Source organism: Idiomarina seosinensis, assembly GCF_003987275.1.
Lineage (GTDB): Bacteria > Pseudomonadota > Gammaproteobacteria > Enterobacterales > Alteromonadaceae > Idiomarina > Idiomarina seosinensis.
Map to the genome: position 1 here is coordinate 1,284,254 of NZ_PIQF01000001.1, position 15,769 is coordinate 1,300,022.

The 15,769-nt window shown below is 47.2% G+C and carries 15 protein-coding genes and 1 other RNA gene; 7 read left to right on the forward strand and 9 right to left on the reverse strand.

What is annotated here, in order from left to right; genetic code table 11:
• Window positions 1-4: 4 nt before the first annotated feature.
• Together CWI81_RS06185 and CWI81_RS06190 are read right to left on the reverse strand one after the other, a co-directional pair.
• Window positions 5-1,378, reverse strand: a complete 1,374-nt coding sequence (locus CWI81_RS06185) for a MotA/TolQ/ExbB proton channel family protein (protein WP_126784387.1) — start codon at window positions 1,376-1,378, stop codon at window positions 5-7.
• Window positions 1,375-2,163: a DUF3450 domain-containing protein gene (locus tag CWI81_RS06190; protein ID WP_126784388.1), complete on the reverse strand. Its 789-nt coding sequence runs from the start codon at window positions 2,161-2,163 to the stop codon at window positions 1,375-1,377. Before CWI81_RS06190 ends, CWI81_RS06185 begins: the two co-directional genes overlap by 4 nt.
• Before the next feature lie 495 nt (window positions 2,164-2,658).
• Between CWI81_RS06190 and priC the strand changes: the two genes are divergently transcribed.
• Window positions 2,659-3,165: a primosomal replication protein PriC gene (gene priC / locus CWI81_RS06195; protein WP_157983296.1), complete on the forward strand. Its 507-nt coding sequence runs from the start codon at window positions 2,659-2,661 to the stop codon at window positions 3,163-3,165.
• Window positions 3,165-4,070, forward strand: coding sequence for a histone deacetylase family protein (locus tag CWI81_RS06200; RefSeq protein ID WP_126784390.1), 906 nt, complete (start codon window positions 3,165-3,167; stop codon window positions 4,068-4,070). Before priC ends, CWI81_RS06200 begins: the two co-directional genes overlap by 1 nt.
• A 30-nt stretch (window positions 4,071-4,100) precedes the next feature.
• On the opposite strand, the gene ffs is transcribed toward CWI81_RS06200, so the two are convergent.
• The 3 genes from ffs to CWI81_RS06215 form a co-directional block, all read right to left on the reverse strand.
• An RNA gene (ffs, locus tag CWI81_RS06205) (signal recognition particle sRNA small type) lies at window positions 4,101-4,197 on the reverse strand.
• A gap of 81 nt (window positions 4,198-4,278) precedes the next feature.
• Window positions 4,279-5,025: an enoyl-CoA hydratase gene (locus tag CWI81_RS06210; protein WP_126784391.1), complete on the reverse strand. Its 747-nt coding sequence runs from the start codon at window positions 5,023-5,025 to the stop codon at window positions 4,279-4,281.
• 58 nt (window positions 5,026-5,083) lie between these two features.
• Complete coding sequence (locus CWI81_RS06215; protein WP_126784392.1) at window positions 5,084-6,172, reverse strand: ketoacyl-ACP synthase III; 1,089 nt, start codon at window positions 6,170-6,172, stop codon at window positions 5,084-5,086.
• Between the two features lie 146 nt (window positions 6,173-6,318).
• Between CWI81_RS06215 and CWI81_RS06220 the strand changes: the two genes are divergently transcribed.
• From CWI81_RS06220 to CWI81_RS06235, 4 genes are read left to right on the forward strand one after another with little or no spacing between them, the layout of a single operon-like run.
• Window positions 6,319-6,879 (forward strand): YajG family lipoprotein, encoded by a 561-nt coding sequence (locus CWI81_RS06220; RefSeq protein ID WP_126784393.1) that lies wholly within the window; start codon window positions 6,319-6,321, stop codon window positions 6,877-6,879.
• Window positions 6,879-7,490, forward strand: coding sequence for a peptidylprolyl isomerase (locus tag CWI81_RS06225; RefSeq protein ID WP_126784394.1), 612 nt, complete (start codon window positions 6,879-6,881; stop codon window positions 7,488-7,490). Before CWI81_RS06220 ends, CWI81_RS06225 begins: the two co-directional genes overlap by 1 nt.
• Entirely contained in the window at window positions 7,490-8,833 is a 1,344-nt protein-coding gene (locus CWI81_RS06230) for an AmpG family muropeptide MFS transporter (RefSeq protein WP_126784395.1), read from the forward strand. The genes CWI81_RS06225 and CWI81_RS06230 overlap by 1 nt, the downstream gene beginning before the upstream one ends.
• Window positions 8,823-9,698 carry a ketopantoate reductase family protein gene (locus tag CWI81_RS06235; protein ID WP_241970372.1) on the forward strand — a complete coding sequence of 292 codons (876 nt, stop codon included), beginning with the start codon at window positions 8,823-8,825 and terminating at the stop codon, window positions 9,696-9,698. The genes CWI81_RS06230 and CWI81_RS06235 overlap by 11 nt, the downstream gene beginning before the upstream one ends.
• A gap of 21 nt (window positions 9,699-9,719) precedes the next feature.
• On the opposite strand, the gene ribBA is transcribed toward CWI81_RS06235, so the two are convergent.
• From ribBA to glyA, 4 genes are read right to left on the reverse strand one after another with little or no spacing between them, the layout of a single operon-like run.
• Window positions 9,720-10,832, reverse strand: coding sequence for a bifunctional 3,4-dihydroxy-2-butanone-4-phosphate synthase/GTP cyclohydrolase II (ribBA, locus tag CWI81_RS06240; RefSeq protein ID WP_126784397.1), 1,113 nt, complete (start codon window positions 10,830-10,832; stop codon window positions 9,720-9,722).
• Between the two features lie 2 nt (window positions 10,833-10,834).
• Complete coding sequence (gene ribD, locus CWI81_RS06245; RefSeq protein ID WP_126784398.1) at window positions 10,835-11,971, reverse strand: bifunctional diaminohydroxyphosphoribosylaminopyrimidine deaminase/5-amino-6-(5-phosphoribosylamino)uracil reductase RibD; 1,137 nt, start codon at window positions 11,969-11,971, stop codon at window positions 10,835-10,837.
• Window positions 11,964-12,413 (reverse strand): transcriptional regulator NrdR, encoded by a 450-nt coding sequence (nrdR, locus tag CWI81_RS06250; RefSeq protein ID WP_126784399.1) that lies wholly within the window; start codon window positions 12,411-12,413, stop codon window positions 11,964-11,966. The genes ribD and nrdR overlap by 8 nt, the downstream gene beginning before the upstream one ends.
• Window positions 12,414-12,453: 40 nt before the next feature.
• Window positions 12,454-13,710, reverse strand: a complete 1,257-nt coding sequence (glyA, locus tag CWI81_RS06255) for a serine hydroxymethyltransferase (RefSeq protein ID WP_126784400.1) — start codon at window positions 13,708-13,710, stop codon at window positions 12,454-12,456.
• 185 nt (window positions 13,711-13,895) lie between these two features.
• On the opposite strand from glyA, the gene ettA reads away from it, so the two are divergent.
• Complete coding sequence (gene ettA, locus CWI81_RS06260) at window positions 13,896-15,560, forward strand: energy-dependent translational throttle protein EttA (protein ID WP_126784401.1); 1,665 nt, start codon at window positions 13,896-13,898, stop codon at window positions 15,558-15,560.
• Window positions 15,561-15,769 lie beyond the last annotated feature (209 nt).

Below are 15,769 nucleotides of genomic sequence, written 5' to 3' on the forward strand. Positions count from 1 at the left end.
GGGATTACTCCTTCTCCGAGTGAGCAGCTACGATACCAGCAGCCTGTTCATCCAGTAGGTGAACGATAGACTTGCTGCGACCTGCCACAATACTGTGAGCCAAAATCAATGGAATAGCTGCAATTAGACCCATAGCCGTTGTTACCAACGCCATTGAGATATCGCCTGCCATGATCTTCGGATCACCGGTACCGAACAAGGTAATTGACTGGAAGGTACCAATCATACCAACAACCGTACCCAATAGACCCAATAGCGGCGCGATGGCTGCAAAGATTTTCACAACGTTAATGCCACTTTCGATCTTAGGCGTTTCTTTCAGAATTGCTTCATCCAGTTTCAGCTCAAGGTTTTCAGCATCGCTGTTCTTGTTCTCTTGGTAAACTTTCAGTACACGACCCAGTGGGTTTTTGTCTGAAGGATTATCAATGTTCTTAAGCTGTGAACGCATCTTGCCGCCAACGGCAGTAAGAGTAACCAGCTTATAAACTGCGATAATCAAACCAATAATTAATACAACAGTAATTACATAACCAACTGTGCCACCTTGGTGATAACGCTCTTCAAGCGTTGCTTTCTGAGTTAACAGACCCAAGATTTGGCCACGCGACGGATCAAGGTAAACACCTTCGTAGCCGCTTTCAGTTTCGGTAAAGGTTTCAGTTTGGCTAGTGATAAAGCCTTCTGGCTGACGGCCAAGCGGCTGGATTTGCTCACTACTATCGTTGTAGATCAAGTAGTTACCACCCGACATTAGGTTAAAGACACCCACTCGAGTTACTTGCTTGTTCTCAACGCCGCCATCTAACTGATAGACATCTGCGTCAAACTGAACAACTTTGCCTTGTTGAACCATTTCGGTCAGCAATGCCATCCAAAGCTCTTCTAGTTCGGCCAATGTTGGTAGTTCCTTAGCCTCTGCTAAGCTTTCCAGAACATCTTCACGACCTGGATACTGTGAGCTGATGATCGACGTGCCGATACGGCCGATAGTCTCTGATGCAGCACCACGAACAACACCGAACATTTCACCCAGCGTACCTTTCGCGTTTTCAAGCTCTTGCTCTTTATTCGCTAAGGTAATTTCGTTCTCAGAAAACTGGTTCTGTAAACGCTTACCACGTGCTTTCTCATCGCTAAGCTGTTGCTTAGCTTGATTCAGCAGTGCTTGTTTATCAGCACGAGCTTCGGTAAATTCACGCTCTCGTTCAGCGCTCAGCTGACGAGACGAGATACGATTACGTTCTACCAACTGCAGCAGCTCTTCCAAGCTTTTTGCTTCGGTATCATTTGCGCTTTGCGCATTGGCAGCGAGAGTCGTACCTGCAGAAAGGCTGACTGCTGCTGCAATCATTAACGATTTAACTAAATTTTTCATTCTGCACTCTCCGCTGCGAATACTGGAAGTTTCACCAGATCGTAAGCAGTTTGCTTACGCGACATACGAATCGCCGTAGTTAGAGGATTTAGGAACTCATCTTCCAATTCTGTCCACTCGTTTGTCTCGTTGTTATAGATCCAAGCATTTTTTAGATCCAAAGACTGAGCTAAGAAAGCCACACGGCCCATGTGGAAGAAATCAACTGCCATTTCCTGACCATCAACATTCAGGTTGCCTTGATAAGAAATCAAGCCTGACCCGTAGTCCATTTCAGTTTGGTACGCTTCGATGATCTGACGGAATTTCTCCGACGTGGAAACGTTAGCGTTTTCCATAATGGTGCGCAGACGCTCAACGCGTTCTAAACGCTTCTCTTTATGGATAGGCAAATCGAGTTTAACAAACTCTTCCAGCGAGTCGATCATCTCATACATCAATGGCACGACACCTTGCTTGGTCTCTTCGATACCATTAATTTGTCTTTGCAGAGAGTCGATCGTTGCTTGCTGGTCTGCAACCAGTTTAGCGACGTGGTCGTTGTAGACCTTTAGGTTCTCATACTCTGCAACAACTGAGCGATACTCGATTAATAGGTCCTGACTTTGCTCAAACAGAGAATTAATCTTCTCTTGAGATTGCTCTTGAGCATTCAGAATCTTCTGTTCTTCGTTCTGCAGCTTAGCTACATCAACTTGCTGAGCAGCAGCTACGCTGGTGCCAGCAAACGCCATCACGCCCATTAGGGCTGCAGCGAGTTTGGTTCTCTTGATTACTTTGGTCATAGTTCCCAACCAATTTTGATTAACTTTCGCTCCGACGCTTAATAGCGCGAAACACCAGTTTTTGAGTGACGAAAAGATCAAATCCAACTCTTGCCTGTCTCTTACAACTAAGCAATAACTCACGAATATTCCCACGATGGCTATACGCTGTCAACCTGACTACCGCCAAAGTCAACTGCGTTATAACAGCCGTGAAACGAGTCGTTTCATTGCATTTTTCTCAGTATAAGAGCAGTCATTAAACGACATCCTGTCATTTTAATTTTGTAACATTCCCGACTCAGGCGACAGCTTTGAATGCCTACTTCGGGATACTACTCCTACCTGCATAGTATCACTTTTTGATCGGCGGACAACAGGCTGTTACAAATTTCAACGTAATTTAAACATCTTTGCGTTATTGCTATGTCGATTGTAAAGATCGCTTTGTTTCGCCGCTTAGCACGGTTACTATAAAACCTCTTGGCAATCATTACCTAGCAAGGCGTTATCCTTTTGCAACAACTTGACAACATTTTGTCCACTCTGACACAACAAGCTGAACAACTTGATCAGCAAAATCGTCGTCGCGCGCGACAGTTAAGCGAACAATGGTTTTCTGCCGGACTGTTTAAATGCCGCTCAAGCCTAGCGATTGACTACGTTGCTGAGACGCAAAGCTTGTGGAAACAGCTGCAAAGTACGCAAAACACCAATGCTAAAGACTTTCTTGCTGAGCAAATCAGTCAACAGCTGTTAGCTTTGACCACCGCTCTAAATGGGAGTTCATTGCCCGTAGAAGGTAAAGATCGTCGATTAAGTCGACAATCACACTTGGCCGCTTTACACCAACAACTAGTCACTTACCGTGATTATGAGCACCGCCTACAGCAGCGGGTAGAAAGCCTGCAACAGCAGCAAGATACCGAAGCCGCACAGCAGCAGGAAAAAAGGCTGAATAGATGCCAACAAGCAATTATCGACCTTGAACATAAAATTCAACGGCACGAAGAGGGACGTTAATGCCGGTACCTTTTGTTTATCATTCTCGCTACAGTCAACTAGATTTACCTGCTCGCCACCGCTATCCAATACAAAAATATCGTATGCTAAAACAATGGGCAGACCAGCATGGCGCCAAAAGTTCGCAATGGTTTACGCCTTCACCACTCAATTGGCAGCAAGTCAGGTCGGTTCATGCGCAACATTACATCGACGAACTAGTGAATAATCGGATCGAAAAGTCACGCTGGCGTCGCGTCGGCTTTCCCTGGTCAGAGCAATTATTGTTACGCACCCTGACTTCGGCTGCAGGCACATGCCAGACAGCACAACTGGCTCTAACCGAAGGTTGTGCCATCCATTTTTCCGGGGGCTACCATCATGCTCACCATGACTGGGGAAGTGGCTTTTGTATCGTTAATGACCTTGCGCTGGCTGCCCAACAAATAGTTGACGAAAATGGTAGCGCCCGGGTGCTGATTTTTGACACTGATGTGCATCAGGGTGACGGCACTGCCACGCTGTTCGAGAACCAGCCACGCGTTACTACCTGCTCAATTCACGGCGAAAAAAACTTTCCCTTTACGAAATCTCGCTCTGATATAGATATCGAGCTTGCTAAAGGCACCACAGACGAACATTACTTACAGGTTGTTGAACAAACGCTGGACAGCGCAATAAAGCAATCCCAACCAGATTTGATTTTATACGACGCTGGAGTTGATATTTATCGGCAGGATGAACTGGGCCATTTATCGATCAGTTTGAATGGCTTATATAAACGCGATCATTTAGTACTAAATGTTGCCCGACGCAATAATATCAGTTTAGCTGCCGTTATTGGGGGCGGTTATCAACGCAATTTAGAGCGGCTGATCAGAGCGCACGCGCAGTTACTTCGCGCTGCATATCATATCTGGAATTAATACAAGAGATAGTAAAAAGATGGGTGGCGACTCCACCAGCCACACCCCGGCACACACATCCCTGACTACGGCTGCTCCCTTCCGGGCCTGACCGGGTTCGCCAGTTAGCGTTGCGAGGGGACCCGCAGAGTCACCATAACGCTTACGAATAAGCGAGCGCATTATGGCGCACTCGCCGTTGCGTTACAAGTACCTAACTGATGACTGCTTACTTTTTCTTCAGCTTAGCCGCAATAGCCTGTCTGGCGGCATCAGAACTGAGTGCTTTAGCAAAGTAGCCGGCCTCGTGACTAATTCGCTCAGCTACCGTTTGTTGCGGTGCTTTTATCAGCTTTTTGCTGGTACGCAAAGCTTGGCGTGACTGCGACGAGAGTTTTTCTAAAACGCCGTCTACATGTTTAGTTAGCTGCTCAGCAGGTAAAACCGCATTAACCAATCCTAACTGCTGGGCTTTTTCTGCGGTGAAATTATCACCTAACAGTAGCAACTCGGAAGCGAGCTGATGCCCACACAACCGAGGCAACAATAGGCTCGACGCCGCTTCCGGGAGCAACCCAAGCTTAACAAACGGCAACGCAAATAATGCTTCCTCACTCGCATAAACCAAGTCACAGTGAAGCAGTAGCGTAGTACCAATGCCAATAGCAAGGCCATTAACTTTGGCCACGATGGGAACATTGACACGATTTAAGGTGTGTAAAAAACGGAAAGGCGGTGCCGTTTCATCTAAATTTTCAACGGCCAGAAAATCATTAAGATCGTTCCCTGAAGAAAAGCTATCACCGCTACTCTCAAAAATTACCACAGCTACCGATTCGTCTTTATCAGCGTCTGACAACGCTTGCTCGCAAGTGTCATACATCGCTTGCGTAAACGCGTTTTTCTTCTCAGGTCGGTTTAGACGAATACGAACAATACCGTCTTGTTGGATAAGCTCTACGTGTTGTTCTGACATTTAATCCTCGCTTGCAACTGGTTGTACCACCTTACAAGCGAGGTTATCAGCTTTTTAATCAGACTTCACGTTTGCGCCAGGCTGCTGCCGTTTGTTCATGCAATGGCCGGATCAATTCAAGCGCCGATTTATCCCCGGGTTCGAGCTGCAACTGGTTATCCTGCTTCGGTGTTACTCGCTCACCCCACTGGATCAGCCCGGCTCCACAGGTTAGTCCACCACCAAACACCGCCGACATAATCTTGTCGCCCGGTTTAATGGTGCCGTTATCAGCCGCTTCTGCAAACGCTATCGGCAAGGTTGCTGAAGAGGTGTTGCCATATTTTTGGATATTGATAACGGTTTTTTCACTGGGTACCTTGCACAATTTGCCCAGATAATCGATTAACCGTTTATTAGCCTGGTGCGGTATCAACGCATCTATATCATCGGTGGTTAAGCCGGTCTGCTGGAATACATTTTCTACGGCGGCATTCATACCTTTAACCGCTCGTTTAAATATTTCCTGACCAACGAAGTCGAATTGCATAATTCCGTCGAATCCAAAACGGTCAAAGCTCAGCCCAAAGTCCAGACTCAATACGTCACGCGCATCGGCGTCACAACTAATATGGCTAGCTAGTAGGCCGGTTTCTTTATCAGACGCCTGTAATACCATAGCGCCTGCGCCATCGCCGAATAACACAGCACTTTCACGCTTGGTCCAGTCTAAAATACGAGTTAACCTTTCAGCGCCAATCAGCAACACGCGTTGATGAGCACCGGTACGAATTGCCTGTGTTGCCATATGCATGGCATAAAGAAAGCTGCTACAAGCCGCATTTAAGTCAAACGCCGCCGCATCTTTAGCACCAATATCACGTTGCACGGCCGAGGCAACATTAGGAATTATTTCGTCCGGGGTACAGGTTCCAACAATAATTAAGTCGATGCTAGCAGGGTCAAGATCTGCTGCTGCCAAGGCATTTTTCGCCGCGATAGTCGCCAACTTTGAGGTTCCTACGTGACTAACTCGTCTTTCAGAAATGCCGGTTCGGGAAACAATCCATTCGTCGGACGTGTCCAAAAAAGTGGCTAAATCATCGTTTGTCATCACTGCCGGAGGCAAACATTTGCCCCATCCGGTAATTTCTGCGTATTTATTCACGGCTAAACCTTATTACTTCTGCAGTTATCTGCACTTGTTACGTTAACTTGGGTAAAAACAAAGTTAAAGCGTTTAAGCACAACCCTCTTTTACCGTATGATAGCACGATTGTTATTTAGTTGAATGATCGTGTTGGAGGATTGCTAATGATCCGATGTGTTAAGTCAGTGATGCTGGCAAGCTGTTTTACGCTACTTTTAGGGGCCTGCCAAAGTGCGCCAGATCCGTTGCTGATTGCACCAGTGACGATAGATGATTCGCTATCAGCTAAAGTTGCCAATATCAAGGTGCAAGATCAGCGGACTCATGCTTATCTCTACCGAGTAAAGCGCAACCAAGACAAAGCACAGTTTGCTTCACCACAACAACCGCTAACAGACATCATTGCCGAATCGTTGCAAAACTTAGTTAGCGAAACAGAGAGTGGTATGGGGCTTAAATGGTACGTCAGTCTTGAGCAAGGGTTGGTAGAAGCAACATTAAGTGGTTTAAAATACCAGCTCGAGCACACTATTGTAATAAGGGTTCAGGCACAACAGGCTAATCGAAGTTACAGTAACAGTTACCGTGGCCGTATGCAGTCGACTGGTGTTGGCCAGCCTGATGAGGCCGTTATTGAACGAGAGTTTACACAGTTATTGCGGTCAGTATTATCTGATATTAGCAACGATCCAAAGTTACGAATAAATCGGCAGGAGAATAACTAATGGCAAACGCCTGGATTAAATCGACAGTTTTGTTTTTGTTGACTGCTATTACACCCTTTTTATTGAGCCCCGTTAGTCATGCTCAAATTCAGCCAGACAATCCTTTTCCACGAGTTGTATTGGTCACCTCTGAGGGAGATATAACGGTAGAACTGAATCGCGAAGCGGCACCGATAACAGTAAAGAATTTTTTTCGTTATGTTAAGAAAGCCCAATACAACGGTACAATTTTTCACCGCCTGGTTCCCGACTTTGTTATTCAAGGGGGCGGCTATGATAAAGATTTTCAAGCAAAGCCTAGTTACGGGAAAGTGGTGAACGAGGCCGGTAATGGTTTACTCAACGAGTACGGCACTATTGCTATGGCCCGGGAACGTGAGCCACATTCCGCTACCCGACAGTTTTTCTTCAACCTGAACGACAACAAATCGCTAAACCCTGATAATGGCGACTGGGGTTACACGGTTTTCGGTCGAGTGGTCGAGGGGATAGAGGTGCTGGAAGCGCTAGCTAAACTAGAATCAATGCCGTTCGACGATAAAACCGGGTGGCGCGATGTTCCGGCCAAACCTCCAATTTTAAAGCGCGTTGAAGTGGTTCCCGCCGACTAATGCCAAATTCCCCCAGCTTTTGGCAAGATCTGCGAGTTTATGCCCAGCCCAGAGTGTTAGTGATATTTATTCTAGGGGTCGCCAGTGGCTTTCCCTGGGTAATGATTGGCTCTGCTTTGTCCGCCTGGTTGCAAGAAGCCGGGCTCACTCGCTCGGTGATTGGCTATTTTGGCGCAGTCTTTGGTGCCTACTCGATTAATTTTTTATGGTCACCGCTGATCGATGGCTGCAAAATCCCTCTTTTGACGCGCTGGCTCGGACAAAGACGTAGCTGGATTTTACTCTGTCAGCTGCTGATTGTTGCGGCCTGCTTTTCACTGTCACAATTGTCCGTCATAGACAATCTCCACCTCGTCGGTTTATTGGCAATGGCCATTGCCGTCAGTTCTGCCACGCAGGATATTGCCATTGATGCTTATCGGATTGAGTCATTTGCCGTCTCCGAGGGCCGCTTACAAAGTGCCGGAGCTGCAATGGCCACTGCCGGCTGGTGGACCGGTTATGCCGGCATGGGCGCCATTCCGTTTTTTATTGTCGATAGCAATGAATGGCTGTGGCAGGACGCATACTGGGTATTGGGACTACTGATGTTAGCTATTGCCTGTATTGTTCTGGTGGTACGCAAATCAACCTATCATCAGGAGTTCAGTCCGGCTTCAGCTACAACGAACATTGTTGGAAGAATCAACGAAATAGTTGTCGCTCCAATTCGCGAATTTTTTACCCGTAGCGGCGTTCGCTTCGCGGTATCGGTATTGGTATTTATTTTCCTGTTTAAGATTGGTGAAGCGTTTTTAGGCCGAATGTCGATCGTATTTTATAAAGAGATTGGTTTCAGCAACGAAGAAATAGGCACTTACTCTAAACTCGTGACCTGGTGGGTCACCATTTTATTCGCGCTACTGGGTAGTGCTGTCAATTTACGCGTCGGTATTGTCAAAGGCTTATTATTCGGTGGTATCGCCATGGCTGCCTCCAATTTAATGTTCTCCTGGATCGCGTTAGTCGGACCCAGCGAATCATTATTTTTAAGTGCTGTTATTATTGACGGATTTACCAGTGCCTGGTCAACCGTAGCTTTTGTTGCCTTTATTAGTCTTCTCTGTAACCGAACATTTACCGCATCTCAGTACGCACTAATGGCATCATTAGGAACACTTGGGCGTACCCTGCTATCTTCTTATAGCGGAGTTATGGTTGATGCCCTGGACGGTAGCTGGGCACTGTTCTTTTTACTAACCGCACTAATGGTGATACCCAGCCTGGTATTTTTATGGTTTATTCGACGCCCGCTAACGGACTTAGAGTCAATGCGAAACAGCCCTGAACGTGATGCAGACTAACAGTTATCAATGGCTTGTTTTTGGACCTGGTGCTATCAGTGGGTTAATAGCTGCCGGGTTAATACGCCAACAGCAACAGGTCGCCTTTAAAACAATGTCGGCGGCCGCTTCGTCAAGCGTGCATTGGACGCTGCGCGATAGCGCCGTTCAACAACGGTTCACAACCCCCACCTATCAACACCAGTGGCAACCTGACGCGGTTATTTTGGCGGTTAAATCGTACCAGCTTAACGCAGCTCTCAAACAGTTGGATGAGCTGGCTATTGCTACCGATTGTCCGGTTATTATTAGTCACAATGGGATTGTATCGGTAACCACTGAGCGACCGCTTTTTCCGCTCATCACAACTCATGCGGCAAATCGCAGCGGTCGTAATATAGACCAAAATGGTAAGGGCGAAAGTTGGTTAGCAAGCACCGCGATCAATCAGCCCAAAGCGTTACCTGAACACATCACAAAAATAATGGACGATAGCTTTGCACCGATAACTTTAGTTACCGATATTGAGCAGCGACGCTGGCAAAAGTTATTGATTAACTGTGTTATTAACCCGCTAACCGCCATTTACCGAATAACCAACGGAGAACTTGCAGAGCAGCAATACGGTCAACAGAAACAGGCTTTGATTGAGGAGTTTATAAAGGTGGCCAGTGCCTGCGAGCACCAGTTTGAGTTTGAATCCGCACAACAATCGGTAGAGAGGGTTATAGCAGCCACTGCCAACAATCGTTCTTCAATGCTGGTCGACGTTGAGAATAACCGCCCCACCGAAATTGATGCTATGAATGGCTTTATTTTACGCCAGGCGCAGCAGCACAATATTAATGTGCCGATGCACCACTGGGTGGTTAAACAGCTAGCTTAATTAGCTAACTGCGCATACCAATCACTTATCTTCTATAAAACCAACCACTTCCAGACCAAACCCGGAAAGTGCCGAATAGCGCTTCGGTGAGCTCATAAGGTTCATTTTATGAACGCCCAAATCAGCCAGTATCTGTGAACCAACGCCCACATTCCTTGATACATTAGATGCCGATGCTGTTGGTTTATGCTCGCCATGATCCTCTGCTTCAAACTCTTTAACTTGCGCAATAATATCAGCGGGAGTTTGCTGGCGACCGATTAGCACTAACACACCATCGTTATTGGCTAAGTACTGCATCGCTTTATAAATTGGCCAACTGCGTTTCGCGGCTCGTTCAGTTAGCAAGCTGTCATGAAAGGTATCCTGCAAATGTACCCGAACATTGGTTTCATTACGTTCATCGATATCACCATGCACCAGTGCATGGTGCACTTGTTGGTCAATCGAGTCCTGATAAGTAATTAACTGAAATTCACCAAAGCTGGTGGGCAATCGACATTCGGCAACTCTTACCACGGTTTTTTCTTTCATTGAACGGTATTCAATAAGATCAGCGATGGTGCCTATTTTGATGTCATGCTGAGCCGCAAACTTTTCCAGATCCGGACGACGAGCCATAGTCCCATCTTCGTTAAGTATTTCGACAATCACCGCTGCGGGTTCAAAGCCTGCTAACCGAGCCAGATCGCAGCCTGCCTCTGTGTGTCCGGCACGATTTAAAACACCACCCGATTTCGCTTTTAAAGGAAAAATATGTCCCGGCATTACTAAATCTTCTGGCTTTGCATTTTTTGCCACCGCGTCTTTTACGGTTTTTGCACGGTCAGCGGCTGAAATTCCAGTTGTTACGCCTTCGGCTGCTTCAATTGATACGGTAAAGTTGGTCGCGTAAGGCGCATTATTCTTATCCACCATCAGCGGTAAACTTAACTGCTTACAACGTTGCTCAGTCAGCGTTAGACAAATCAAACCTCTGCCATAACGCGCCATGAAGTTGATCGCTTCCGGCGTCACGGTATCCGCAGCAATAATCAGATCGCCCTCGTTCTCGCGATCCTCATCGTCCATCAGGATCACCATTTTCCCCTGACTGATATCTTCAATAATCTCTTCTGTGGTATGTAAACCCATAGCTAACCTTTTATTTGTTGTGGCATCGGTACACCAATAATTCGACGATCATTACCTACTTGCCGCCAATCAGTCACTTGTATCTGCTGCGCTTGCTGCAAAATTGTCAGCTCTGATAACTCCAGCATAGCTCTCGCCTGATGGCCAAGTAACTGGCTGGACTGATAAAGATACAGTTCATTAACCAACTGCTGCTGCAGTAACACTCCGGCCAACGTAGCGCCGCACTCAGTCCAGATAAGGTTTATTTCGCGGAGCGCCAGCTCCACCAGCATATCGTGTAGGTCCACTTTGCCATTTTCAGCGGCTTTTACGATAACCTGATGACAATGTGGGTGGCGGCTGGCATCAGTCTCCTGGGTACGAATTAGCCAAACTGGGCTTAATTCATCAAACAACGATAACTCGTCATGAATACGATTCTGACTATCGATAATAATACGCACCGGCTGTTTTAATTGCGTCGGTATTGGCCGCGATTCAGGCCATTGAGCCGCCCGAACTGTTAACCGTGGGTTATCAGCAAGAACAGTGTCAGCCCCGGACAATATAGCGTCTGAGTGAGCTCGCCAGTATTGAACATCAGCACGAGACTGAGGCGATGTTATCCATTGGCTTTGACCGTTCGCTAAGGCCGTGCGAGCGTCCATAGAAGCGGCTAATTTCACTCGAACCCAGGGCAGCTGAGTCATCATTCGATGAATAAAGCCAGGATTCAAGTTAGCTGCTGCCGACTCCAATACCCCAACATCAACCTCAATACCAGCATCCCGCAAACGGGAAATACCGTTGCCTGCCACTTGTGGGTTTGGATCCTGCATCGCCACTACAACTCGTGCAATTTTAGCGTCAATTAATGCGTTAACACAGGGAGGAGTACGTCCAAAGTGGCTACAGGGTTCAAGCGTAACGTAAGCTGTGGCACCAACGGCTGCATCGCCCGCGTCGGCTATTGCATTTACTTCGGCGTGAGCAGCGCCAGCACGCTGATGCCAGCCGCTACCAACAATCTGATTATTTTTTGTCAGCACGCACCCTACAGCAGGGTTTGGCGCAGTAGTAAGAACCCCTTTGCGCGCTAACTGCAAGGCCTGGTGCATCATCAAATGATCGATTCTAGCTTGCTCAGAACTAGTCATTGAGGCGGGCAATTTCCTCTCCAAACTCGCGGATATCTTCGAACGAACGATAAACAGAGGCAAACCGAACGTAAGCCACTTTATCCAATTGTTTTAAGTTATCCATAACCTGGTTACCAACAAAATCGCTACTAATTTCACGCTCACCGGTAGCTCGAATCGCTGACTTGATTCTGTTTATTGCCTGTTCCATTAATTCTAGACTAACCGGACGTTTTTCTAACGCTCGTAGCAAGCCGTTACGTAACTTGTCTTCGTTAAACGGTTCCCGGCTACCATCAGATTTAATCACCCGCGGCATAATAAGCTCGGCAGTTTCAAACGTGGTGAAGCGCTCTTTACAGTGGTTGCACTCACGACGCCGGCGAACCGATGCGCCGTCCGCAACCAAACGAGAATCTATCACTTTGGTGTCTTGCGTTCCGCAAAAGGGACAATGCATCGATGCTCTCCGTTAATAAATCAGAACCTTAGCCAACAGCTTATTGATAAACCGGAAAGTTTGCGCAAAGCGCTTTAACCTGTTCACGTACACTGTCGATAGTTTGTTCATTGTTGATATCATCCAGTACGTCACAGATCCAGTTAGCCACCTGTTTCGCTTCGGTTTCTTTAAAACCACGACGGGTGATAGCTGGCGTACCTAAACGCAGTCCTGACGTGACAAATGGCGAACGTGGGTCATTCGGCACGGCGTTTTTATTCACCGTAATAAATGCACGTCCCAGCGCCGCATCAGCATCTTTGCCGGTAATATCTTTATCAATTAAATCAACCAAGAACAGGTGGTTCTGTGTACCATTAGATACGATTTTGTAACCACGCTGCTGCAACGTTTCTACCATGGTGTTGGCATTTTTCAAAACCTGCGTTTGATAGTCTTTAAACTCTGGCTGCAACGCTTCTTTAAATGCCACCGCTTTAGCCGCGATAACATGCATCAACGGGCCACCCTGATTACCAGGGAATACAGCACTATTTAGCTTTTTATGCAGTTTTTCATCGTCTTTACCAGAAAGAATCAAACCACTGCGTGGACCTGCCAGAGTTTTATGCGTGGTCGTTGTGATTACGTCAGCAAATGGAACTGGGCTTGGATAAACCCCAGCAGCAACAAGGCCAGCAACATGGGCCATATCGACCATCAAGTAAGCACCTACTTCGTCGGCAATCTCGCGAAAACGCTGCCAGTCGATAACACCCGAATAAGCTGAAAAGCCAGCAACGATTACTTTTGGCTGATGTTCTTTCGCTAACCGCGCGACTTCTTCATAATCAATCTCGCCAGTTTCTTCCGACAAGCCATACTGAACGGCCTTATATAGTTTACCGGAAAAGTTTACGCTAGCGCCGTGAGTTAAGTGGCCACCATGAGCAAGACTCATCCCTAAAAAAGTATCGCCAGCTTCCATCAGCGCCATAAAGGCTGCGGTGTTAGCTTGTGAGCCTGAGTGTGGCTGCACATTTGCATACTTAGCACCAAATAATTCCTTAGCACGTTCAATAGCTAAGTCCTCGACAATATCAACGTATTCACAGCCGCCATAGTAACGTTTGTGTGGGTAGCCCTCTGCATATTTATTGGTCAGCTGTGAACCCTGAGCTTCCAGTACCCGAGGGCTGGTGTAGTTTTCTGAGGCAATCAGCTCTATGTGCTGTTCCTGACGCTCAACTTCCTTGCTCATGGCATCCCATAATTCGGCATCAAATTCGGCGATGTTGTGTTGCGATTTTTGCATTACAGCTCCCACTTTACGTTTTTACTTGGGGCAAGTGCCCAGATTGCTGGCATTTTAACTTAAAATCACTTGCAATGCCTAGTTAGTAAACACAAACAAATTTTACTAACAAGTTTGGGCATTACCCCCTTTTGGGATTAAACTATCGGCAAATCATTAACTGTAACCTAAGGAATGTTCGTCGCATGGCGCAATATATTTATTCCATGTCTCGGGTGAGCAAAGTTGTTCCCCCTAAAAAGACTATTTTAAAAGATATCTCCTTATCCTTTTTTCCGGGCGCTAAGATTGGCGTGCTCGGCCTTAATGGCGCCGGTAAATCAACGCTATTAAGAATTATGGCAGGCGTCGATACCGAATTTGAAGGTGAAGCTCGGCCATTAGCCGGCATTCAGATTGGTTACCTGCCTCAGGAACCTCAACTAGACGAAGCGAAAAGTGTCAGAGAAACTGTTGAAGAAGCGGTTGAAGACGTAAAACAAGCCCTGACCCGACTCGACGAAATCTACGCGGCCTATGCCGACGAAAACGCCGACTTTGATGCATTATCTAAAGAGCAAGGGGAATTAGAAGCCTTACTGCAAGCCAAAGATGGGCATAATATTGATAATATTCTAGAGCGCGCAGCCGATGCTCTCCGTCTTCCACCCTGGGATTCTAAGATTGGCGTGTTATCTGGCGGTGAACGTCGTCGTGTTGCTATCTGCCGTTTGTTATTATCCAAACCAGATATGTTGCTACTGGACGAGCCAACCAACCACCTGGACGCTGAGTCAGTAGCCTGGCTAGAACGGTTCCTGCACGACTATACTGGCACCGTCGTTGCTATTACCCACGATCGTTACTTCCTCGATAACGTTGCTGGCTGGATCCTTGAGCTAGACCGTGGTTATGGTATTCCGTGGGAAGGTAACTATTCCAGCTGGCTGGAGCAAAAGGAAAAACGTCTGGCAAACGAAGAACGCCAGGAGAAAGCTCGTCAACGGACTATCAAACAAGAGCTGGAGTGGGTACGTACTAACCCGAAAGGCCGCCAGGCTAAAAGCAAAGCTCGTCTTAACCGGTTTGAAGAGTTACAAAGTGGCGACTATCAAAAACGGAACGAAACGAATGAACTGTTTATTCCGCCAGGTCCGCGCCTGGGTGATAAAGTCATCGACGTTAATGGCATCAGTAAAGCCTATGACGGGCGTCAGCTTATAGATGACCTGAGCTTTAGCGTTCCTAAGGGTGCTATCGTCGGCATTATCGGCCCGAATGGTGCCGGTAAATCCACCTTGTTCCGAATGATTAGCGGGCAAGAGCAACCGGATAGCGGCAGTATCGAGGTTGGTGAAACGGTCGAATTAGCGAGTGTTGATCAGTTCCGTGACGACATGGATGACAGTAAAACCGTGTTTGAAGAAGTCGCTGACGGTAATGACATTTTAAAAATTGGTAACTTTGAGGTGAATGGTCGTGCCTATGTCGGTCGCTTTAACTTTCGCGGTACCGACCAACAAAAACGCATCGGTGATTTGTCCGGCGGCGAACGCAACCGTGTTCACCTGGCCAAATTATTGCGAGCAGGCGGCAACGTATTACTGCTCGATGAGCCGACCAACGACCTCGACGTAGAAACATTACGGGCACTGGAGGAAGCTATTTTAGAATTCCCTGGTTCAGTAATGGTTATCTCGCACGACCGTTGGTTCCTTGACCGTGTTGCAACTCATATCCTGGATTACCGTGACGAAGGCGAAGTCGTCTTCTACGAGGGTAACTACAGCGATTACGAGGCCTACATGAAAGATAAATTCGGTGAGCAAGCGATGGAGCCACACCGTATCAAGTACAAGCCGATCGGTTAATCTCCTTCACTCAGCGGCTGTGGTATCCACGCCACGCCGCTTGAGTGGCAAAACCATTCGGCTGACACAGAAAAAGCCCGGGCCAGGTTAGTATCGGTTAACACACTAGCCGGCGCCCCTGTCGCTAACAATTTCCCCTCTTCAATCAATATCAGCCGGTCGCAGTAACGCGCGGCAAGCGACAAGTCATGTAAACTACAAACCACTAA